Annotated in this window: 26 protein-coding genes; 8 read left to right on the plus strand and 18 right to left on the minus strand. The window is 73.5% G+C overall.

The window, feature by feature from the left end; translation table 11 throughout:
* Window positions 1–70 precede the first annotated feature (70 nt).
* The 3 genes from ACFYYN_RS39535 to ACFYYN_RS39545 all read right to left on the minus strand — a co-directional run bounded on the left by ACFYYN_RS39535 (window position 71) and on the right by ACFYYN_RS39545 (window position 2,800).
* Complete coding sequence (locus ACFYYN_RS39535; RefSeq protein ID WP_499509609.1) at window positions 71–697, minus strand: GntR family transcriptional regulator; 627 nt, start codon at window positions 695–697, stop codon at window positions 71–73.
* 93 nt (window positions 698–790) lie between these two features.
* Entirely contained in the window at window positions 791–1,969 is a 1,179-nt protein-coding gene (locus ACFYYN_RS39540; protein WP_500549634.1) for a barstar family protein, read from the minus strand.
* 27 nt (window positions 1,970–1,996) lie between these two features.
* Window positions 1,997–2,800: an exodeoxyribonuclease III gene (locus ACFYYN_RS39545; protein WP_500324036.1), complete on the minus strand. Its 804-nt coding sequence runs from the start codon at window positions 2,798–2,800 to the stop codon at window positions 1,997–1,999.
* Between the two features lie 72 nt (window positions 2,801–2,872).
* On the opposite strand from ACFYYN_RS39545, the gene ACFYYN_RS39550 reads away from it, so the two are divergent.
* From ACFYYN_RS39550 to ACFYYN_RS39560, 3 genes are read left to right on the plus strand one after another with little or no spacing between them, the layout of a single operon-like run.
* Window positions 2,873–3,373: a GNAT family N-acetyltransferase gene (locus ACFYYN_RS39550; RefSeq protein WP_499509606.1), complete on the plus strand. Its 501-nt coding sequence runs from the start codon at window positions 2,873–2,875 to the stop codon at window positions 3,371–3,373.
* A gap of 9 nt (window positions 3,374–3,382) precedes the next feature.
* Window positions 3,383–3,769 carry a PPOX class F420-dependent oxidoreductase gene (locus tag ACFYYN_RS39555; RefSeq protein ID WP_500549635.1) on the plus strand — a complete coding sequence of 129 codons (387 nt, stop codon included), beginning with the start codon at window positions 3,383–3,385 and terminating at the stop codon, window positions 3,767–3,769.
* A complete protein-coding gene (locus ACFYYN_RS39560; protein WP_500549636.1) occupies window positions 3,766–4,161 on the plus strand; it encodes a (2Fe-2S) ferredoxin domain-containing protein in 396 nt (131 codons plus the stop codon). The genes ACFYYN_RS39555 and ACFYYN_RS39560 overlap by 4 nt, the downstream gene beginning before the upstream one ends.
* Before the next feature lie 94 nt (window positions 4,162–4,255).
* Here ACFYYN_RS39560 and ACFYYN_RS39565 read toward each other — a convergent pair whose 3' ends face one another.
* Both ACFYYN_RS39565 and ACFYYN_RS39570 read right to left on the minus strand, forming a co-directional pair.
* Entirely contained in the window at window positions 4,256–4,426 is a 171-nt protein-coding gene (locus ACFYYN_RS39565) for a hypothetical protein (RefSeq protein WP_500324040.1), read from the minus strand.
* A gap of 290 nt (window positions 4,427–4,716) precedes the next feature.
* Complete coding sequence (locus ACFYYN_RS39570) at window positions 4,717–5,151, minus strand: ATP-binding protein (protein WP_500324041.1); 435 nt, start codon at window positions 5,149–5,151, stop codon at window positions 4,717–4,719.
* Window positions 5,152–5,318: 167 nt separating this feature from the next.
* On the opposite strand from ACFYYN_RS39570, the gene ACFYYN_RS39575 reads away from it, so the two are divergent.
* The 3 genes from ACFYYN_RS39575 (at window position 5,319) to ACFYYN_RS39585 (ending at window position 6,734) form a co-directional block, all read left to right on the plus strand.
* Window positions 5,319–6,140 carry a Sco1979 family transcriptional regulator gene (locus ACFYYN_RS39575; RefSeq protein WP_500549675.1) on the plus strand — a complete coding sequence of 274 codons (822 nt, stop codon included), beginning with the start codon at window positions 5,319–5,321 and terminating at the stop codon, window positions 6,138–6,140.
* 5 nt (window positions 6,141–6,145) lie between these two features.
* Complete coding sequence (locus tag ACFYYN_RS39580) at window positions 6,146–6,385, plus strand: DUF397 domain-containing protein (protein ID WP_499509602.1); 240 nt, start codon at window positions 6,146–6,148, stop codon at window positions 6,383–6,385.
* Window positions 6,386–6,494: 109 nt separating this feature from the next.
* Window positions 6,495–6,734, plus strand: coding sequence for a hypothetical protein (locus ACFYYN_RS39585; protein WP_499509601.1), 240 nt, complete (start codon window positions 6,495–6,497; stop codon window positions 6,732–6,734).
* Window positions 6,735–6,764: 30 nt separating this feature from the next.
* Here the strand turns inward: ACFYYN_RS39585 and ACFYYN_RS39590 are convergent, their stop codons facing one another.
* Window positions 6,765–7,907, minus strand: a complete 1,143-nt coding sequence (locus ACFYYN_RS39590; protein WP_500549637.1) for a glutathione-independent formaldehyde dehydrogenase — start codon at window positions 7,905–7,907, stop codon at window positions 6,765–6,767.
* A gap of 142 nt (window positions 7,908–8,049) precedes the next feature.
* On the opposite strand from ACFYYN_RS39590, the gene ACFYYN_RS39595 reads away from it, so the two are divergent.
* A complete protein-coding gene (locus ACFYYN_RS39595) occupies window positions 8,050–8,247 on the plus strand; it encodes a hypothetical protein (RefSeq protein WP_500549638.1) in 198 nt (65 codons plus the stop codon).
* Window positions 8,248–8,453: 206 nt separating this feature from the next.
* On the opposite strand, the gene ACFYYN_RS39600 is transcribed toward ACFYYN_RS39595, so the two are convergent.
* Window positions 8,454–9,500, minus strand: coding sequence for an MsnO8 family LLM class oxidoreductase (locus ACFYYN_RS39600; protein ID WP_500549639.1), 1,047 nt, complete (start codon window positions 9,498–9,500; stop codon window positions 8,454–8,456).
* 42 nt (window positions 9,501–9,542) lie between these two features.
* On the minus strand, window positions 9,543–10,121 hold the full coding sequence (locus tag ACFYYN_RS39605) for a dihydrofolate reductase family protein (RefSeq protein WP_500549640.1): 579 nt from the start codon (window positions 10,119–10,121) through the stop codon (window positions 9,543–9,545).
* 139 nt (window positions 10,122–10,260) lie between these two features.
* On the opposite strand from ACFYYN_RS39605, the gene ACFYYN_RS39610 reads away from it, so the two are divergent.
* On the plus strand, window positions 10,261–11,835 hold the full coding sequence (locus tag ACFYYN_RS39610) for a DHA2 family efflux MFS transporter permease subunit (RefSeq protein WP_500549641.1): 1,575 nt from the start codon (window positions 10,261–10,263) through the stop codon (window positions 11,833–11,835).
* A gap of 54 nt (window positions 11,836–11,889) precedes the next feature.
* Here the strand turns inward: ACFYYN_RS39610 and ACFYYN_RS39615 are convergent, their stop codons facing one another.
* From ACFYYN_RS39615 to ACFYYN_RS39660, 10 genes are all read right to left on the minus strand, one after another.
* Window positions 11,890–12,351 carry a DUF5709 domain-containing protein gene (locus ACFYYN_RS39615; protein ID WP_499509595.1) on the minus strand — a complete coding sequence of 154 codons (462 nt, stop codon included), beginning with the start codon at window positions 12,349–12,351 and terminating at the stop codon, window positions 11,890–11,892.
* 241 nt (window positions 12,352–12,592) lie between these two features.
* Complete coding sequence (locus ACFYYN_RS39620; RefSeq protein ID WP_499509594.1) at window positions 12,593–13,030, minus strand: sortase; 438 nt, start codon at window positions 13,028–13,030, stop codon at window positions 12,593–12,595.
* A 277-nt stretch (window positions 13,031–13,307) separates the two neighbouring features.
* The gene (locus ACFYYN_RS39625; RefSeq protein ID WP_500549642.1) at window positions 13,308–13,679 is read right to left on the minus strand and encodes a low affinity iron permease family protein; all 372 of its coding nucleotides are present in this window, start codon (window positions 13,677–13,679) and stop codon (window positions 13,308–13,310) included.
* Window positions 13,680–13,776: 97 nt separating this feature from the next.
* The gene (gene hypE / locus ACFYYN_RS39630; protein WP_500372856.1) at window positions 13,777–14,844 is read right to left on the minus strand and encodes a hydrogenase expression/formation protein HypE; all 1,068 of its coding nucleotides are present in this window, start codon (window positions 14,842–14,844) and stop codon (window positions 13,777–13,779) included.
* A 1-nt stretch (window position 14,845) separates the two neighbouring features.
* Window positions 14,846–15,970, minus strand: a complete 1,125-nt coding sequence (gene hypD, locus ACFYYN_RS39635) for a hydrogenase formation protein HypD (RefSeq protein ID WP_500324047.1) — start codon at window positions 15,968–15,970, stop codon at window positions 14,846–14,848.
* On the minus strand, window positions 15,967–16,263 hold the full coding sequence (locus ACFYYN_RS39640; RefSeq protein ID WP_500324048.1) for a HypC/HybG/HupF family hydrogenase formation chaperone: 297 nt from the start codon (window positions 16,261–16,263) through the stop codon (window positions 15,967–15,969). The genes hypD and ACFYYN_RS39640 overlap by 4 nt, the downstream gene beginning before the upstream one ends.
* Complete coding sequence (hypF, locus tag ACFYYN_RS39645; protein WP_500549643.1) at window positions 16,263–18,674, minus strand: carbamoyltransferase HypF; 2,412 nt, start codon at window positions 18,672–18,674, stop codon at window positions 16,263–16,265. The genes ACFYYN_RS39640 and hypF overlap by 1 nt, the downstream gene beginning before the upstream one ends.
* The gene (gene hypB, locus ACFYYN_RS39650; protein WP_500549644.1) at window positions 18,674–19,459 is read right to left on the minus strand and encodes a hydrogenase nickel incorporation protein HypB; all 786 of its coding nucleotides are present in this window, start codon (window positions 19,457–19,459) and stop codon (window positions 18,674–18,676) included. Before hypB ends, hypF begins: the two co-directional genes overlap by 1 nt.
* Before the next feature lie 5 nt (window positions 19,460–19,464).
* Window positions 19,465–19,863, minus strand: coding sequence for a hydrogenase maturation nickel metallochaperone HypA/HybF (locus tag ACFYYN_RS39655; protein ID WP_499509589.1), 399 nt, complete (start codon window positions 19,861–19,863; stop codon window positions 19,465–19,467).
* Between the two features lie 155 nt (window positions 19,864–20,018).
* Complete coding sequence (locus ACFYYN_RS39660) at window positions 20,019–20,123, minus strand: DUF6893 family small protein (protein ID WP_499509588.1); 105 nt, start codon at window positions 20,121–20,123, stop codon at window positions 20,019–20,021.
* Window positions 20,124–20,126: the final 3 nt, after the last annotated feature.

The raw sequence follows: 20,126 nt of genomic DNA on the forward strand, positions 1-20,126 counted from the left end.
TCAAATACCTTGTGGCGAGGGTCACAAAGGGGGAGCTCCGGCCTTGCCGGCGGGGTGTTCCGGGCCGGCGTCAGCCGCCCTGCGGGGCACAGCCCAGCACATGCTCCTTGACCAGCTCACCGACCCGCGGGTCGTCCCTGCGGAAGGCCTCCACCACCGCCTGGTGCTCCTCGGCGTACAGCCGCTGCCGGGTGCCCAGCCAGCGGATCGACAGCGCCGTCCACACCTCGATGCCCAGCGACTCCCAGGTGTGCAGCAGCACGCTGTTGCCGGAGGCGCGCACCAGCTCGCGGTGGAACGCCACGGTGTGCCGAACCTGCGCCCCGGCGTCGCCCTCCTCGTCCGCCTCGTGCAGCAGCGCGACCTCGGCCTCCAGCGCCGACAGGTCGTGCCGCAGGCGCGGCGCCGCCAGCTCCGCGGCGATCTGCTCCAGGCCCGCCCGCACCGGGTAGATCTCCTCCAGGTCCCCGGCGGTCAGCCGGCGCACCCGCACCCCCTTGTTCGGGGCGGACTCGATCAGCCGCATGACCTCCAGCTCCCGCAGCGCCTCCCGTACGGGCGTCTGGCTGACCTCCAGCTCGGTGGCGATGCCCCGCTCGACGATCCGCTCCCCGGGCTTCCACCGCCCGCTGACGATGCCGTCCACGATGAACTCGCGGATCTGCTCGCGCAGAGAGCGGACGACGGGCGGCGCCATGGGTACTCCTCCGGAAAAGGGCAGCTGACTAGACGATACGGCGACGGCGCCCTCCGGCGGTCCCGTACGGCGGCACCGGGTGCCGCCGCGCCCTCAGGCGAGGACGACTTCCACGCCGCCCTCGGCCAGCACCTTGAGGACCAGGCCGAAGCGGCTGTCCGGCTCCCCGTGGGAGTTCAGCGTCCCGCCCAGCGCCCGGCGGGCGACCGCGGAATCCCGCCACACCAGGGTGCACGGTGTGGTGACCCCGAAGCCGCCGCGGAGGCAGTCGGCCAGGGCGTCCGCATTGCATCCGAGGTAGCCGCCCGGACCGTTCATCGCCTCACCCAGCGCGAGGTAGAGGCCGGGCTCGTCAGTGACGTGCCGGCCGTCCAGGTCGTGCACGAGCCCGGCGGGCCGCGCCGGACGCGGGTCCGCGCAGCCGCGGTCCCGGACGAGGCCCAGCCACAACGACCGGTCACGGGTGGCGTACCCGGACCAGGTACCGGACTCCGCCGGGGGCCCGGCGAGCCACCGGTCCCACAGCGCCCGGGCGCGAGCCGGGAAGGGCTCGCACACGCCGTCGGTGAGATCGACGTCGACGAGCCCGGGGCCGAGTGCAGACGGCCGCCACCCGGCGACCTCCGCGGTCACGTACCGGTCCAGGACGACCTCGCCTCCGCCGCCGAGGACCTCCAGCACGGCCTCGTCCAGGCGCAGGGCGCGGCGGGTGCCGGTTGCGAGGGCGGCCCGCAGCTCCGCGCCGGGCGCGCAGCCGAGCAGCCGCAGCGGCGTCCGGGACGGCTCTCCGTCCGGCGGGACGACGTCCGAGGCGTCCCGGCAGCGCCCCAGCGCCCGGTGTCCGTCGTGGATCAGCAGCCCCGCCGAGAGGCAGGGTTCGCCGGGCGGTTCGGGCCACCCGTCCACGGCGTCCAGGAACACGTCCCACGCGGCGGGCGCGCCGGGGCGACGGCGGTGACCCGTGATCCGCGCGTCCTCCAGTCGCCACGGCGCGTGCGGGTCGTCGAACGGATCCGGCGCGGCGTGCCGCCCGCAGTCCCGCGGGCTCAGCCAGAGGTCACCGAGGAACCCCGTGCCCGGCCCGTCCAGGACGTCGAGCAGGGGGCTGGACGGTTCGCACGCGACGAGCTGGTGCGGACGCCGGTACGGGTCCACGAGCAGCCCCGACACCCGCGCGCACACGCCCCACAGCAGGCCGTCCCCGGACCGGGACAGGGCGAAGCCCGGACGGTCCCCGCGCTCGACGCCCCGCGGCCAGTGGTGCCGCCGCATGCTCCCCCCTGCTCCCCCCTGGAGGATCTACCGGCCGAGATCGTAGGCGACCGTCACCGGCGCGTGGTCGGACCAGCGCTCGGGGTGCGTGTCCGCGCGCTCGACCCGGGTCTGCGAGGCCCGGGCCGCCAGGCCGCGGGTCGCGACGTGGAGGTCGATGCGCCAGCCGCTGTCGTTGTCGAACGCGCGGCCGCGGTAGGACCACCACGTGTACGGGCCCTCGCCCTCCGGGGTGAGGTGGCGCACGACGTCGGTGTACCCGGCCTCGTCGTAGACGCGGGAGAGCCACGCCCGTTCCTCGGGGAGGAAGCCGGCGTTCTTCTGGTTGGCCCGCCAGTTCCTGAGGTCGCGCTCGGTGTGCGCGATGTTCCAGTCACCGCAGATCAGCACCTCGCGGCCGGCGGCGGCGGCCTTCTCCCGCAGCTTGACCATGTGCTCCAGGAACGCGGCCATGAAGCGCTCCTTCTCCTCCTGCCGCTCCGTGCCGACCTCGCCCGAGGGGAGGTAGAGGCTGGCGACCGTCACGCCGGGCAGGTCGATCTCCGCGTAGCGGCCGGAGCCGTCGAACTCCTCCGAGCCGAAGCCGATCCGGCTCGCGGACGGTTCCTGCCGCGAGTAGAGGGACACCCCGGCCCGGCCCTTCGCGGCCGCCGGGGCGTGGAGCACGTGCCAGCCCTCGGGGGCACGGACCTCCTCGGGCAGCTGCGCGGCCTCGGCGCGGACCTCCTGCAGGCACACCACGTCGGCCGTGGTCGCCTCCAGCCAGGGGAGGAAGCCCTTCTTGGCCGCGGCGCGCAGCCCGTTCACGTTCACGGTGGTCACGGTGAGCATGACGGGGACGATACCGGCCCGCCGGAGGGTGCCCGTACCGGGGCGTAGGCCGCACACCCGTACGATGTGCGGGTGGAGATCCGGAAGACGCGCTACGACCACCCCGACGCCGTGCTGCTGACCGAGCAGGTGCAGCAGGAGTACGTCGTGCGGTACGGCGGCCCCGACGAGACGGCGATGGACCCCGACCACTTCGACGGCCCGCAGGGCGAGTTCATGGTCGGTTACCTCGACGGCGCCCCCGTGGCGACCGGCGGCTGGCGCGGTCAGGACGCCTCCCCGGAGGGCTTCGAGGACGGCGACGCCGAGGTCAAGCGCATGTACGTGGTGCCGCAGGCCCGGGGCCGGGGCTTCGCACGCCGGATGCTCGCCGCACTGGAGGCCGGCGCCGCCGCGGCGGGCCGCACCCGGATGGTGCTGGAGACGGGGCAGATGCAGCCGGAGGCGATCGCCCTGTACGCCTCCTGCGGCTACACGCCGGTGACCAAGTTCGGCCACTACAAGGACAGTCCGCTCAGCGTGTGCCTGGGCAAAACGCTCCGGGCACCGGCCGAGGAGGCCGTTCCCGCGTAGCCTTGGTCCGTGATCGAGGACAGCGCGTCCGCCCGGCTCGCGGCGGGCAAGTACCTACTGGTGACCACCTACCGGCGGGACGGCCGTACCGTTGCCACCCCGGTCTGGGTGGTCCGCGACGGTGAGGCGGTCGGTGCCTGGACCGCGGCGGACTCCGGCAAGGTCAAGCGGATCCGCAACCGTGCCGACGTGCTGGTCGGCCCCTGCGACGTACGCGGCAACCCCACCGGGGAGCAGGTGCCCGCGCGCGCCGAGATCCTCGGACCGCAGGAGACCGAGCGCTACCGTTCCCTGGTCGCCCGCAAGTACGGCCTGCTCGGACGGCTGACCCTGTTCGGCAGCCGGCTGCGCCGCGGCCGCGAGGGCTCGGTGGGCGTGCGGATCACCCTCACGTGAGCGGCGGTGCGCCGCGGCAGGGCGCCTGCACGGTGAGCGTCTGCCGCGACTGCTGCTGCGGTACGGAGAAGGTCCCCGGCGTCGACCACGACGCTCAACTCGACCTGCTCCGGCGGGAACTCGCCGGGGTCTGCCGGGTACGCGTCACCGAGTGCCTCGACGTGTGCGAACAGGCCAACGTCGTCGTCGTGCAGCCCTCGCCGGAGGGGCGCGCGGCCGGAGGCCGGCCGGTCTGGCTCGGCCTGGTCAACGATTCCGGCGCCCTCGGCGACATCGTCGCGTGGGTGCGCGCCGGGGGACCGGGCCGCGCCGTACCGCCCGACGTCCTGGACCTCTACGCCATCGAACTGCCGGGCGGCCGTAGCGTGGGCGCCGTGGACGCGGCGGGCTGAGCGGGCCGGAAACGCCGCCGGGAGGCCCGGGACACGGCAGGGGCCGTACGGGCTTCGTTGCCCGTACGGCCCGTGAACCGGCCGTGCCGGAGGGTCAGTCGATGCCGCGCAGGATGTGCGGTTCGTTCAGATCGTCCTCGTAGCCGGCCAGTCGGATCGGTGCCGACCTGGCCCAGACGTCCAGGTTCCGCACCTCCCGCTGTTGCGCGGGCTGATCGTCAGGCTCCTTGGGGAGCTGGTTCCGCTTTGACTTCTCGGGTGTCACCGCGCACTCCTTCGTGTCGGGTGAGCCGGACGCCGGCCCGGCCGCTGCCGGACGCCGACCGCCCGGTCGGGCTGATGGCTGAGCGGACGCGGTGGCGCCGGTTGCGGAACCGGGCGGGGACCGCGGTGGGCGGTTCCTCCCGGGGCGGAGGCAGGGGGTGTTGGTGCTCCCCCGAGGGCCTTTCCGTCGGGAGAAGCCTATGCCCGGACGCGGGGTGCCACCATCCCAATACGGCGCGCCGCGGCGACGGCCACCCTTCCCGCGGACGCCGGGCGGTCGTCTCCCGGTGTTCAACCGCTGCGCCGGACCGCCCCGGGACGGGCGCAGGAGAGGGTCGCCCACACCGCGCGACCGGTGCCGTGCGCCGGCGGACGCACGCCCCAGCCTTGGGCCAAATGGGCGACGAGGGCGAGCCCGCGGCCGTTCTCGTCGGCGTCGGCGGCTGCGCGTGCCTGGGGACCCGCGGGCCCGCGCCCTTCGTCGACGACCTCGATGTGCAGCGTGCCGCCCGCCGTCCAGAGCAGGCACGCGACGTGGTCGCTGCCGCTGTGCACGACCGCGTTGGTGAAGAGTTCGCTCACCACGAGGCCGGCGTCGTCGCCCAATTCCTCCAGGCCCCAGCTGCTCAGCGCGGAACGCACCTGGCGCCGCGCGACGCCGACCGACGAGGCCTGCGCCGGCAGTCGGAGCCGAAAGGTGTCCCGGGCGCTGAGGGCAAAGAGCACACACGCAACTATGGCCACTGCTTGCACAGAAGGCAAGGGTCATTCTGCAAATTGCACAATCGCCAGTATCAGGGTGTGGGTTCCATTCCTGACATGGCACACTGCTGCCATGCGTGAGTTGCGACGTGGGTGAGGCGAAGGCGAGCGGGGCGCCGACCGTCCTCCGCGTGATCCTCGGCAAACGCCTCCAAGACCTGCGGGAGAAGGCGGGTTGCTCGTACGAACAGGCCGCGCGCGAGCTGGACGTCACCCATGCCACCGTGCGCCGGATGGAGAAGGCCGAGGTCGGCCTGCGCATCCCGTACGTCGAGAAGCTGCTGGCGCTGTACGGCGTCGACGCCGCCGAGGCGGCGACCTTCATCGACCTCGCCCGGCAGGGCAACCGCCCCGGCTGGTGGCACCGTTACCGTGACGTCCTGCCGTCCTGGTTCAGCGCCTTCGTCAGCCTCGAGGGCGAGGCGGCCATCATCCGCGCCTACGAGCCGCACTACGTCCCCGGCCTGCTGCAGACCGAGGACTACGCCCGCGCCGTGCTGAAGGCCGGACGCCCGGGCGCCTCCGCGGAGGAACTCGAGCGCCTGGTCGCGCTCCGCCGGGAACGGCAGGCGCTGATCGCCCGGCCCGAGGCCCCGCTGCTGTGGGTGGTGATGGACGAGACCGTGCTGCGCCGCCCCATCGGCAGTCCCGGCATCATGCGCGCCCAGCTGGACCGGCTGGCCGAGGCTTGTGAGCTGCCGCAGGTGAGACTGCAGATCATGCCCTTCGACGCCGGGCCGCACCCGGCGATGTACGGGCCTTTCCACATCTTCCGGTTCCAGATCCGCGAGCTGCCGGACGTCGTGTTCACCGAGAGCCTGGTGGGCGCCGCCTACCTGGACGACGTGGACGACGTCTCGGCGTTCCTCGAGGCCCTCGACCGGATGTGCGCGCAAGCCGCGCCGGCACACAGCACCGCAGCCATCCTCGATGGCATCCGCAAGGAGATCTGACATACATGGACGACCGCATATACAACGGCATGCGCGCCGTCGACCTCGGTACCGAGGGCTGGCACAAGCCGTGGAGCGGCGGCAACGGGGGAAGTTGCGTGGAGGCCATGAAACTGGCCGACGGCAGGGTCGCGCTGCGGCAGTCCACCGACCCCGACGGGCCGGCCCTCATCTACACGGACCACGAGATCAGGATGTTCATCCAGGGCGCCAAGGACGGGAAGGCCGACTTCCTGCTGTCCTGAGCCCCCGCATTGACATCTTCGAGTGAACCCAGCCCGCGCGGGCAACCGCGACGACCGACGGGCTGTCTCCAGCGGTAATCCGCCGGACGGACGGGACAAGGGGAGCAGCATGACCGGACAACTCGGACCGCTGTACGAACCGGGAGTGGCCTACGTGCGCATCGCCGCTGCCGACGCGGCGACCGCCCACAGGGTCGCCGACGTCATCGCCTCCCGGTATCCGGGGACCCGCCCGCCGCGGGTCACCACGCACGCGGACGGGTTGGTGGAGTTCGACCTGTACACGTACACCCTGGAGGAGGTCAGCCCCTCCGGGCCCTACGACGCCCAGGGCCCGGAGAGCTGCTGACCGGACCCCGGGCGCCGCGCTTGCGCCGGATCAGCTCTGACCCGGGTGGAGGACGACCTTGGTGTAGCCCTCGATCCGCTTGTCGAACTTCTCGTATGCCGACGGCGCGTCCGTCAGGGGCAGCTCGTGGGAGACCACGAAGCTCGGGCGGGCGCGGCCTTCGATGATCATGTCGCGCAGCTGCCGGTTGTAGCGCTTGACGTTGCACTGCCCGGTGCCCAGCCGCAGGCCCTTCTCGAAGAGCCGGCCGATGGCGACCAGCAGCCGGCCGCTCTTGGCCTGCTCGTCCGGGCCGCCGGGGTCGGACGGCACGTACAGGCCCGGGATGCCCAGGGCACCGGTGGGGCGCACGGTGTCGATCAGGGAGTTCAGCACCGCCGCGGGCTCCTCGCGGCCCGCGCCGCCGGCCTGGGCCTGGTAGCCGACCGCGTCGACGCCCTTGTCGGTGCCCTCGCCCTTGGTGTGCTCCTTGATCTGGTCCACCGGACTGCCCTTGGTGAAGTCGATCGGGACCGCGCCGATCTCCTCGGCCTTCTGCAGCCGTTCCGGCACGCGGTCCACGACGAACACCTTGGCCGCCCCGCGCAGCATCGCCGAGTACGCGGCCATCAGCCCGACCGGGCCGCCGCCGTACACCGAGACGCTCTCGCCGGGGGAGACCTGGGCGAGCTCACAGCCGTGGTACCCGGTCGGGAAGATGTCGGCGAGGAGCACGAAGTCGGACTCGTTGGCAGTGCCCTCCGGCAGTTTCAGACAGTTGAAGTCCGCGTACGGTACGCGCACGTATTCCGCCTGACCGCCCGGCCAGGGGCCCATGGCCACATAGCCGTAAGCGCCTCCGGCGAACCCCGGATTGACCGTCAGGCAGTAGCCGGTGAAACCCGCCGAGCAGTTCTTGCAGAATCCGCAGGCGACGTTGAAGGGCATGACCACGCGGTCGCCCTGCTTGAGGGTGGTGACCCCCTCGCCGACCTGGTCGATGATGCCCAGGTTCTCGTGGCCGAACACGATGCCGGGCTCCGCGGCGGTCCGGCCCTCGTACATGTGCAGGTCGGAGCCGCAGATCGCGGTCGACGTCACCCTGACGATCACGTCGTTGGGGTGCTGCAGGCGTGGATTGTCGACTTCCTCGACGGCTACTTCGAACGGTCCTTTGTAGACGACGGCCTTCACGTGGACACCTCCGATTGGTGTCTGATTCGCGGCTTACGTGACCTATTTCTCATGCTGCCCCCTTGGGCAGTGCGAGACAAGCCAGCTATTCTTCACGTGGAATATGGCGATTTGTGATTGACCGCGAGGAAAGGCGGGAAGAATGGCCCACCGCTCAGGAACGCTGCTCGTCCCCGTGCCCGGCCTGTCCGGCACGGTGTACCCGGTGGGCACGCGCGTGGCCATCAGCGGACGGGGCTCGGCCGTCGACGCCTTCGTGGACGGCGACTGGCTGCCGCTGTCGTGGTGGGAGTTCGCCGAGGGCCGCAACGACGACGTGTACGAGGGCCCCACCCCCTGACGTCCCTCCCGTGCCCGTGACGCCGCTTCGGCAGCCGTCGCAGGGCGACGAGTTGCCCAGCCGGTAACGGCAACTCGCCCAGCGGGCCACCGAGGTCGGCGTCCTCGCGGACCATGACCGGCCTGTGGCGGCCGAGTTGGGGGCGCGGGTGCTTGCCTCGGCCGCCGTGACGGCGGCGACCACCGCAGGCACCTTCCCGCCACCGGTCAGCGCGCCGCCACGGCCTGTGTGCCCAGCCCCGCGAGCCGCGCCAGTCGGCGGTGCGAGTCCAGCAGTGCCGACCGGTCGTAGCCGGCCGTGGTGACCAGCACCTCGTCCGCCCCGGTGCGTCCGACCAGGCCCGACAGCGCGGCCGTCACCTCGGCCTCGGTGCCGTGGACGCCCCCCGACAGCGTCCCCTCGAACACGTCGCGCTCGCGCGACGTCATGTGCCTGGCCAGCACCTCGTCCGGCGGCGCCAGCGGCGGGAATTCGCCCTGCGTACGCGAGTGCGCCAGCGACCAGGCCTCCGACACCAGAAGCCGCCGTGCGGCCTCCGTCGTCTCCGCGACGGACACGGTCGTCGACACCACGACGTACGGCCGCGCCGCCCACGCCGAGGGCCGGAACGCCGCGCGGTAGCCCTCGATCGCCTCCCGCATGCGCTCCTCGCCCCGCACCGCGGCGATCACCAGGGGGAGCCCGAAGGTCGCCGCCGTGGCCGCTCCCGCGCCGGTGGCCAGTACGAACGCCGGGACGCGCATCCCCTCCGGCGGCCGCGCGTGCACCGCGCCGGGGCTAGCCGTGCCGGTGAAGTAGCCGAGCAGCTCCGTCAGCAGTTCCTCGAAGTCCCCGGCGGCCTGGGCATCGCGCCCCAACGCCCGGCGCACTCCGTCCGTGAAGCCCACCGACCGCCCCAGCCCCATGTCGATCCGCCCGGGGAACAGCGACTCCAGCACCCCGAACTGCTCCGCCACCACCAGCGGTCGGTGGTTGGGCAGCATGACCCCGCCCGTGCCCACCCGGATCCGGGACGTGGCTGCGGCGACCGCCGCGGCCAGCACCGCAGGCGAGGATCCCGCCACCCCCGGCACCCCGTGGTGCTCCGACACCCAGAAGCGCCGGTAGCCCAGTTCCTCGGCGTGCCGCGCCAGCCACACCGTGTCCCGCAACGCCTGCGCGGCCTCGGCGCCCTCGCGGACGGGGGAGCGGTCGAGGATCGAGAACGGAATCGGGGGGAGCTGCGGTGCGATCACCTTTGGTGCAACGCCCACCGCGGCGCGGGATTCCCCGGGTCGCGGCGCCCCGGACGCCGCTCAGTCCTCCCGGCGGGCGTACGTCACCATCAGCACGCCGCTCTTGTGCGCCCGCACCCCGGTCACGTCGTACGCCTGCGGGGCGAAACCGCCCGCGAACAGCGGGACGCCGGCGCCCGCGACCACGGGGTTGAGCTTGACGACCAGCTCGTCGATCTCCGGGCGCAGCGAGGCCGCCAGCCGGCCGCCCCCGCACAGCCAGATGCCCGCCCCGTCCCGCCGCTTCAGCCCGCGCACGAACTCCAGCGGGTCACCGGAGACCAGCTCCACCGCGGGGTCCGGGCTCGCCGTCATGCTCCCGGACACCACGTACTGCCGCAGGTGCGGATAGGGACTGGTCAGCCCGAAGGGCACCCCCACCTCGTAGGTGGCCCGGCCCATCAGTACCGTGTCGAACCGCCGGTTCGGCGCGTCGGCGATGCCCAGCGGGCCGCGGGCCTGCGCCGGCAGGGTCTCCGGGTACTCGGCGAGGACCGTCTCCATGTGGTCGCCCACGGCCGCGAGGAAGTCGTACTCGCCCTCCGGCCCGGCCACGAAACCGTCGATCGTGGACGCCACGAAATACGTCAGCCTGCGCATGCTTCCCCCAGGTACGCGATGATCGTCGACCGGGGCCAAGGTAGTCCGTGGACGGATCCCACCGCCACGCGATACCCCGGCCCTCAGAGTAGATTCGGTGACGACCCGCGGGGGACGGCGGGGGATGGCGGAGGCTGGGATGACGGAAGCCGCGGGCGCGACGGACCGGGCCGGCACGCTGACGCTGGGCGGGGCGAGCGGGCGATGGGTCCTCGCGGCGGTGGTCCTGGGATCGGGCATGACCCTTCTCGACGGCACCGTCGTCAACGTCGCGCTCCCGACGATCGGCAAGGAGCTCGGCGCCACGCTCGCCGGCCTCCAGTGGACGATCAACGCCTACACGCTGACCCTCGCCGCGCTCATCCTGCTGGGCGGCTCGCTCGGCGACCGCTTCGGGCGGCGCAAGGTCTTCATGATCGGTACGGTGTGGTTCGCACTGGCCTCCCTGCTGTGCGGCATCGCCCCCAGCATCGAGGTGCTGATCGCCGCCCGCGCCCTGCAGGGTGTCGGCGGGGCGCTGCTCACCCCCGGGTCGCTGGCCCTGATCCAGGCGTCCTTCGCGTCCCAGGACCGGGCCCGCGCGATCGGCGTGTGGTCGGGCCTGGGTGGCATCGCGGGGGCCCTGGGGCCGCTGCTCGGCGGCTGGCTGGTCGACGCCGTCAGCTGGCGCTGGGTGTTCTTCATCAACCTCCCGTTGGCCGTCCTGGTCATCGCGGTCGCCTCCCGGCACGTCCCGGAGAGCCGCGACGAGAGCGTCACCGGCGGCTTCGACGTCGCGGGCGCGGTGCTCGGTGCGGTCGGCCTCGCCGGGGTCACCTACGCCCTGATCTCCGCGGGCGGAAGCCACCCGGACATCGCCGCCGTCTGCGTCTCCGGCGTGGCGGGCCTGGCCGCGTTCGCCGGGTTCGTGGTGACCGAGCGGCGCAGCCCGCACCCGATGCTGCCGCCGAGGCTCTTCTCGAACCGCCAGTTCACCGCCGCGAACCTGGTCACCTTCGCGGTCTACGCGGCGCTCGGCGGCCTGTTCTTCTTCCTGGTGCTCGAACTGCAGACCGAGGCCGGGTACTCCCCCCTGGCCTCCGGGACGGCGCTGCTGCCCATCACCGTCATCATGCTGGCGCTGTCCGAGCGCGCGGGCCGGCTCGCCGAGCGCATCGGGCCGCGGATCCCCATGACGGTCGGGCCGGCGGTCTCCGCCGTCGGCCTGCTGCTGATGCTGCGGATCGGCGCGGACGCGTCGTACCTCGCCGACGTCCTGCCCGCGGTGTGCGTCTTCGCCCTGGGCCTGGCGACCACGGTCGCCCCGCTCACCGCCACCGTCCTGGGCGCCGCCGAGGTACGGCTCGCGGGCACCGCGTCCGGTGTGAACAACGCCGTGGCCCGTGCGGCGGGCCTCCTCGCGGTGGCCGCCCTGCCGCTCATGGCCGGGCTCTCCGGCGACGACTACGAGGACCCGGCGGCCTTCGGCCACGGGTTCCGGGTCGCCGTGACGATCTGCGCCGGGATGCTCGTGGTGGGCTCGCTCCTCGCCTGGTTCGGCATCCGTTCCGACGTGCTGCGCGAGACCCCCGAGGAGCCGGCCAAGCCGGCTCCGGCGTGCAAGCACTACTGCGCCATCGGCGCTCCGCCCCTGCAGAGCGGCGAGGAGTCCGCATGCGGGACGGTGACCGGCGGCGGGCCGGACATGCGCAAGGACCGCCCCCCGGCCGGGTGACCCGTGCGACCGGGTCCGCGCCACCGGGTCCCGGCGCGACCGGGTCAGGAGGGGTCAGTACTCCTCGGACTCCGGTACGAGATGCATCGCGGCCTCCTCGGCGGAGGCGGCCGCCCCGTCGATGCCGATGTCCTGGGCGACCATGCCCTCGGTCTCGTAGTGCGCGCCCTCGTCGGGGGCGACCAGACGCCCGGCGCGCGGGCCCCCGACCTCGCCGTCGATCAGCTCCCCGTCGGTGTCCCACGCGTCCCCGATGCCGTCCCCGTCGGGGACCGGCAGGTCCGGGAGCTCCTCGGCCAGGCGTTCGTCGAGCGTCTCGCCCCGCAGGCGGCCCGCCGCGGTGATGGCGGGCTTGTTCACCGCCCAGGGCCGCTCCGGCGGTGAGTAGCCCTCGTCGAGTATCTGGTCGACACCGTGGTAGTCCAGGGTGTCCTCGGGCTCCAGCAGCCCGGCGTCGTCCTGCACCTCTGACCCGTCGGGCTGGTAGACCTCGTCACCCATCTCGTTCTCTCGCATGTCCGTCTCCTCGCTCACGCGCCGCCACCGCCTCGGCGCCGCCTCGCGGGCCGCGCGCCCCCTCTTTCCCTCCACACTCTTCCGTCCGGACGCCGATCGCCACCCGGAAGCGTGAAAAAGGTCGGTGCGGGAGCGTTCCCCGGACCTTCACCCGCCGTCCCGTGCCCCCGCCGCCCCGGCCGCGCCACCGTCATCCTGAGCGGCGGCCGGGGCAGCGGTCCGAGGACCCGGGCACCGGGGGTCAGCGTCGGGCGGACCGCCGGCCGACGGGACCGAAGTCGTCGTCGCAGTCGCGGCCGGAGAACCCGTGCGCGAAGCCCCTGACCACCCGGAAGGAGGCGGTGGTCTGGACGCGCGGCGGGCACCGCAGCGTCACGGTGTACCAGCCCGGCCGGGTGTGCTTCGGCACCCGGAAGCTGCCGGCCAGCAGGCCGCCGCCCCTGCCCAGGGGCAGCAGGTTCACCTGGCCGCCGGCTTCGGACTGACCCTTGGAGTAGTTGGCGTCACGGCCGCAGGCCGTGGTGGTGACCATGAGCCGCATTCCGGGGACGGCGTAGTAGGGGGTGACCCATGCATTGGGGAAGTCGGAGGCAGGGGCGGAGGCGGAGGCGGTGGGAACGGTGAGACCGATGACGGCCGCGGCCATGGCGACACCGCCAAGAACGCGTGTTGTAGGCATGAGGCAGCTCCAGGTCGAACGGGCAGGGAGAGGAGCGGTCCCAGGGCGTCCGCTCCACGCGGAGCAAAACAGCACCCCGGGGCGCCTGCCACCCGAAAGCGGTGCTCACGGCGCCGAACGCGTCCCCGCGCAGCCCCGGCTCGCCACGTCACCGCAGGTCACGCGCCCTGCGGACGATCGCCGGCGAAAGTGGGCTGCCTTACCCGCAATCAGGTGACGGACCGACAGGGATGCTCCGCCGAAACAGGATTGACGGAGCATCAGAAAATGGGGGCGGTCATGCTTCCTCGTGGAGGCCGATCACCTCACGCAGCGCGTCCCGTGCCTCGCGGGAGCTGCCCCCCTGCTCCAGCAGCGCGGCGGCGATCGCGTCCAGCTTGCGCTGGACGGCGTGCTCGGCGCGGCGTTCGGCGTTCTTGAGCAGGGCGAGCAGCAGCAGCGTGACCGCCGTCATCAGATCCGCGGCGAACAGCTGCCACTTCAAGGGCAGCCCGAGGGCGTGGACGACGAGGAAGCCGGCCACCAGGAGCAGGCAGAGGCAGTAGAAGAGCGGCGACGCCGTGAAGTTGGACGTCGCCTCGGCGAGCCGCTCGAACCGGCCCCGTCCGCCGTCCTCGTCGGTCCGCTCGGCCGGATGCCGGAACGCCACGCCGTCCTCCCCGGGGGGTCGTCGACGATGGGCGGTGCGGTGCGCGGGACGTGCCCGGCCGGCCCGCGTCCGCGGACCGGCCGGATCCGGTCCGCGGTCAGCAGATGCGCGGCAACTGCTCGCCCAGCGGCAGGTCCACCACCCGCGTCCCGCCCAGGCCCGTACGGGCGACGACCATGCCCGCGTGGTCCGCCACGCACTCCCCGATGACCGCCGCGTCCGCGCCGAGCGGATGCGCGCGCATCGCGGCCAGCACCTCCTCGGCCACCGCGCGGGGCACGAAGGCGACGAGCCTGCCCTCGTTGGCGACGTACATCGGGTCCAGGCCCAGCACCGCGCAGGCGTTGGCCACCGCGGGTGGCACGGGCACCGCCCGCTCCTGCAGGACGACACCGACACCCGAGGCGGCCGCGATCTCGTTGAGGGCCGCCGCCAGACCGCCACGCGTGGGGTCGCGCAGCACGTGCACGTCCGTCGTGACGCGCAGCACGGCCTCGACGAGCCCGCCGAGCGCCGCCGTGTCGCTCTCGATCTCGACCCCGAACTCCAGGCCCTCGCGCACGCTCATCACGGCGACGCCGTGCGCCCCGATCTCCCCGCTGACGATGACCACGTCGCCCGGCGCCGCGCGCTGCGGACGGATGTCGACACCGTCGGGGATCAGGCCGATGCCCGCGGTGTTGACGTACAGCCCGTCGCCGTGGCCGGCCTCGACGACCTTGGTGTCGCCGGTGACGACCTCCACCCCCGCGGTGCGCGCGGCCGCGCCGAGCGCCTCGGCGACCCGCGCCACCAGCGGCATCTCCACCCCCTCCTCCAGGATGAAGCCGCAGGAGAGGTAGGCGGCCCTGGCCCCGCTCATCGCCAGGTCGTTGACCGTGCCGTTGACGGCGAGGTCGCCGATGCTGCCGCCGGGGAAGAACAGCGGCCGCACCACGTAGGAGTCGGTGGAGAACGCCAGCCGGGCCCCGCCCAGCGTCACGGCCGCGGAGTCGGCGAGCCCGGCCAGCACCTCGCCGCCGAAGGCGGGGGCGAAGACGTACCGGACGAGTTCCGCGGACAGCGCGCCCCCGCCGCCGTGGCCCATCACCACCCGTGGCTGGTCGCGCAGCGGCGCCGGGCAGGTCCAGCCGGAGAAGTCCGGGGCGGCGAGGGTCTCTGCGATGTCAGCCAACGGGGCTCGCCTCCAGGGGTGCGCTGGTCCCGCCGAGCCGGCGGTAGAGGTAGTACGCGGCGCAGGCCCCCTCGCTGGAGACCATCGTGGCGCCCAGAGGCGTGCGGGGCGTGCAGGCACCGCCGAACGCCTCGCACTCGTGCGGCTTGATCAGGCCCTGCAGGACCTCGCCGCTGCGGCAGGCGGCCGGCTCCCGCGTGGTGATGCCCGTGACGGAGAACCGGTGCTCGGCGTCGTACTCGCGGTACCGCTCCGACAGCCGCCACCCGCTGTCGGGGATGACCCCGATGCCGCGCCAGGCGCGGTCGGTGACCTCGAAGACGTCCGCGAGCATCGCCTTCGCCGCGGGGTTGCCCTCTGGGCGCACGGCGCGCGGGTAGGCGTTCTCCACCCGGTACTCGCCGCGCTCCAGCTGGTGCACCGCCCGGCGCACGCCCTCCAGGATGTCCAGCGGTTCGAAGCCGGTGACGACGATCGGCACACCGAACCCGTCCGCCAGCTCCGGGTACTCCTCCGTCCCCATCACGCTGCACACATGACCGGCCGCCAGGAACCCCTGCACGCGGCAGTCCGACGAGCGCATGATCGCCTCGATCGCCGGGGGGACGCGCACGTGGGACACCAGCAGGCTGAAGTTGGCGATGCCGAGCTTCCGGGCCTGGTACACCGTCATCGCGTTGGGCGGGGCGGTGGTCTCGAACCCGATGCCGAAGAAGACGACCTCGCGGTCGGGGTTCTCCCGGGCGATCCGCAGGGCGTCCAGCGGGGAGTAGACGACGCGCACGTCACCGCCCTCGCCGCGGACGCCGAAGAGGTCGCGCCCGGTGCCGGGGACGCGCAGCATGTCGCCGAAGGAGCAGAAGATCACCCCGGGGCGGGAGGCGATCTCCAGTGCCTTGTCGATGACCTCCAGCGGGGTCACGCAGACCGGGCAGCCGGGGCCGTGGATGAGTTCCACCTCCTTCGGCAGGAGCTGGTCGATGCCGTGCCGGATGATGGTGTGGGTCTGGCCGCCGCACACCTCCATCAGCGCCCAGGGCCTGGTCACGGTCGCGTGGATGTCGTCCAGCAGCCTCCGCGCCAGCTCCGGGTCCTGGAACTCGTCGATGTACTTCACCGCTCCGCCTCCGCCGTCGTTCCCGCCTCGGCGGCCGCCTGCTGCCAGGGGTCGCCGAACTCCTCCTCCAGCAGCCCGAGGTTCCCGAAGAGGGCGAGCGTCTGCCGCGCCGACTCCTCGTCGAGCCGCTGCAACGCGAAGCCGACGTGGACGATGGCGTACTCGCCGACCTGGAGGTCGGGCAGGTACTCCAGGCACACGTCCTTCACCACGCCGCCGAAGTCGACGGTCGCCATCTTGGTGCCGTCCCGTTCCTCGATCTCCAGCACCTTGCCGGGTACCGCCAGGCACATCAGCTGTCTCCTCGCTGTGGGTGGGGGTTCGTGGGGCCGCCGCGGGTGGCGACGACCAACTGGCCGAGCGCCAGGCCTCCGTCGTTGGGCGGGACGAGCCGGTGGCGCAGCACCGTGAACCCGTCCTCGCGCAGGTCCCGCGCGCACGCGGAGGACAGCAGGGCGTTGGCGAAGACGCCGCCGCTGAGCGCCACGGTCGTGGTGCCCTCCGCCTCCCGAACCGCCGCGCACACCCGGTGCACCAGGTCGGCCACCGCCCGGTGGAAGCGCCCGGCGACCACCCCGGCGGGCACGCCCGCGTGCAGGTCGGCGACGACGGCCGCCAGCACCGGGCCGGGGTCGCAGGCGGTCGCTCCGTCGGCGCCGGCGCCGATGCGCAGGGTGAAGGCGTAGCCCTCCGTGGGCAGTCGGCCCGCCGCCACCGCCGCGGCCTCCAGTTCGACGGCGGCCTGCGCTTCGTACCCCGCCTCGTGGCACACCCCGGCCAGCGAGGCGACGGCGTCGAAGAGCCGGCCCATGCTGGAGGTCGGGACGCAGTGCAGCCCCCGCTCCAACTGGGCGGCCAGCACCGGTCGTTCGTCCTCCGGGCAGGCGGCCGTGCAGGGCAGTTCCGGCGCCCAGGGCAGACCGGCCGCCCGCAGATGCGCCAGCGCCATCCGGTAGGGGCGGCGCACCGCCGCGTCCCCGCCGGGCAGCGGCACGTACGCCAGGTGCGCGGGCCGCCGGAAGCCGTCGTAGTCGGCGAGCAGGAACTCACCGCCCCACACCGCGCCGTCGTCGCCGTGGCCCGTCCCGTCGAAGGCGACGCCGATCACCGGACGTGTCCCGTCCAGTCCTGCCTCGGCCATCGCCGCCGCGACGTGCGCGTGGTGGTGCTGCACCAGCCGCAGCGGCCGCTCGCCCGCGGAGCGCCGGGCCCAGCCCACCGAGCGGTAACCGGGGTGCCGGTCCGCGGCGAGCAGCACGGGCCTGACTCCGGTGATCTCCTCCAACTGGCGTTCGGCGGCCGTGAAGGCGGTCAGCGTCGCCAGGTCGTCCATGTCGCCGACGTGGGCCGACAGCCAGGCGTGCCGTCCCTCGCCCACGCAGAAGGTGTTCTTCAGGTCGCCGCCCACGGCGAGCGCCGGTGCCACCTGCACGGGCAGGGGCACCGGGAAGGGCGCGTAACCGCGCGAGCGGCGTACGGGCAGTTCCTCGCCGTCGCAGATCCGCACCACCGAGTCGTCGCACGGCACATGGATGGGCCGGTCGTGCGTCAGCCATGCGTCGGCCAGGCCCGCCAGCCGTTCCAGCGCCTGCTCGTCGTCGGTGACGATGGGCTCCCCGCCCAGGTTGCCGCTGGTCATCACCAGCAGCCGGGGCCCCGGGGGATCGCCCGGCAGCCCCAGCAGCAGATGGTGGACCGGGGTGTACGGCAGCATGACCCCGAGGTCGGCGACCCGCGGCGCCACGGCCTCCGCGACCCCGCGCACCCCCGCGCGCCGCCGCAGCAGGACGATCGGCCGACGCGCGCCGGTCAGCAACTCCCGCTCCGCCGGGCCGACGTGGGCCAGCCGCTCCACGTCCGCGACGTCCCGCGCCATCAGGGCGAACGGCTTGTCGCCGCGGTCCTTGCGGGCCCGCAGCAGCCGTACGCTCTCCTCGTTGCCCGCGTCGCAGGCCAGGTGGTAGCCGCCCAGGCCCTTCACCGCGACGACCGCGCCCGCCGCCAGCAGCCGCCGTGTCTCCGCGAGCGGTTCGCCCTGCCATGTCGTGCCGTCCGTGCCGTCCGCGCCCTTCGTGCCGTCCGCGCCCTTCGGGCCGGGCAGGACCAGCCGCAGCCGGGGACCGCAGTCGTGGCAGGAGACGGGCTGGGCGTGGAAGCGGCGGTCGGCGGGGTCCTCGTACTCGGCCCGGCACGTCGCGCACATCGGGAACCGGGCCATCGTGGTGTTGGGCCGGTCGTACGGCAGGCCGGTGACGATCGTGAAGCGCGGCCCGCAGTGCGTGCAGGTGATGAACGGGTGCCGGTGGCGGCGGTCCGCGGGGTCGCGCAGCTCGGCCAGGCACGCCTCGCAGGTGGCGGTGTCGGGGGAGACCAGGGTGCGGGAGGCCGCGTCGCCGGGGCGCGAGGGGCTGATGGTGAAGTCCGTGCCGCCCGCGAGGGGGAGCAGATGATGGGAGACCGACTCCACCACCGCCAGCGGCGGCGCTTCGGAGCCGATCCGTGTGCAGAAGGACGCCACCGCGCCGGGGGCGCCCTCTACCTCGGCGACCACCCCGTCGCCGGTGTTGCCGACGTGGCCCGCGAGCCCCAGCTCACGGGCCAGACCGAACACGAACGGCCGGAAGCCCACCCCCTGCACGACCCCCCGGACCAGCACCCTGCGGCGCTGCGCGGTCCGGGCCGCGGGCCCCGGCTGACCCGGCATCAGTGCGTGTGGCCCACGGAGTGGGTGTGCCCGGCGGCGTCCTGGTGCGGGTGCCCGTGCGCATGGGTGTGCCCGTGCGCGTGGCCGTTCTCCACGGCGGTGCGCGCCATCACCGGACGGTGCACCGCGGCCCCCGCGTGCACGGCCAGCGCCCGCTCCAGCAGCACGCCCGCGCCGTCGCCGTCCCGCGTGGACGTGACGACCACCTCCACGCCCGGGTTGACCTGGGCGACGGCCGCCAGGAAGGCCGCCTCGTCGAAGCCGGCCGCCTCGGCGATGTCGTGCTTCGTCACGATCACCAGATGCGCCAGGCCGAAGGCCGTCGGGTACTTCAGCGGCTTGTCCTCGCCCTCGGTGACCGAGGCCAGCACCACGCGCAGTGACTCGCCGAGGTCGTACGAGGCGGGGCAGACGAGGTTGCCGACGTTCTCCACGAACAGCAGGTGCGTGCCCTCCGGCAGCCACGAGTCCACCTGCGACCGCACCATCGCCGACTCCAGGTGGCACAGCCCGTCGGTGAGCACCTGCCGCACCGGGGCACCTGAGCGGGCCAGCCGGGTCGCGTCGTTCTCGGTGGCCAGGTCGGCGGTGAGCGCCGCCACCGGCACCCCCCGCAACCGGGCCAGCCCCAGTTCCGACTCCAGCAGCGCCGTCTTGCCGCTGCCCGGGCTCGACAGCAGGTTCACCATGACGGTTCCGCGTGCGGCCAGTTCCCGGCGCAGGTCCTGTGCGCCGCGGTCGTTCCTGGCGAGCACGGACTGCTGCAGATCGGTCACTTTGCACATGGTCCTCAGCGCTCCTCGGGGAGTGTGGCGGCCGGCCGGCGCTGCGCGGCCCACCGCACCTCGGTGATCCGCAGTTCACGGCCGGACAGCAGCTCCGTCGCCGCGCTGTCACAGCCGGGACAGGTCAGCCGCGGGGGCATGCCGGTGGGCCAGTCCCGCGCGCAGCGCGCACAGCGGGCCCGGCCGGGGACGGTCTCGGTGGTGAGGGCCGCGCCCTCCAGTACGGTGCCGGTGCAGGCGAGGTCGAAGCTGAAGGCGAGGGCGTCCGCCACGACACCGGCGAGTTCGCCGACCTCCAGGTGGACGGACTCCGCGGAGGGCGCCGCCCCCGTACCGTCCGCGAGCCGGGCGGCGGCCTCCTCGACCTGCTCCACCACCGCCACTGCGATGGACATCTCGTGCATCGGTCTCTTCTCCGGTGTGCGGGTGCCGGCCGGGCCCCGGCTGCCGGCGCGCCCGGTGGGCGGTGCCGGCGGCTGACGCGGCTCATTGAAGGCCCGGCGCCCGGGGCACCCGGCCCGCCACGCCGCCGGGGCGGCGACGGCCTACCCGTTCGGCCTCACATGGACCGGATGTGCAGGTAGCGCTTCACGTCGGGCAGGACGCGGGACAAGGCGAGGGCGGCCACGGCCGCGCCCACCGCGCTCAGGGCGATCTTCCACATGGC

Origin of the sequence: Streptomyces sp. NPDC001902 (assembly GCF_042891295.1) — a bacterium.
Lineage (GTDB): Bacteria > Actinomycetota > Actinomycetes > Streptomycetales > Streptomycetaceae > Actinacidiphila.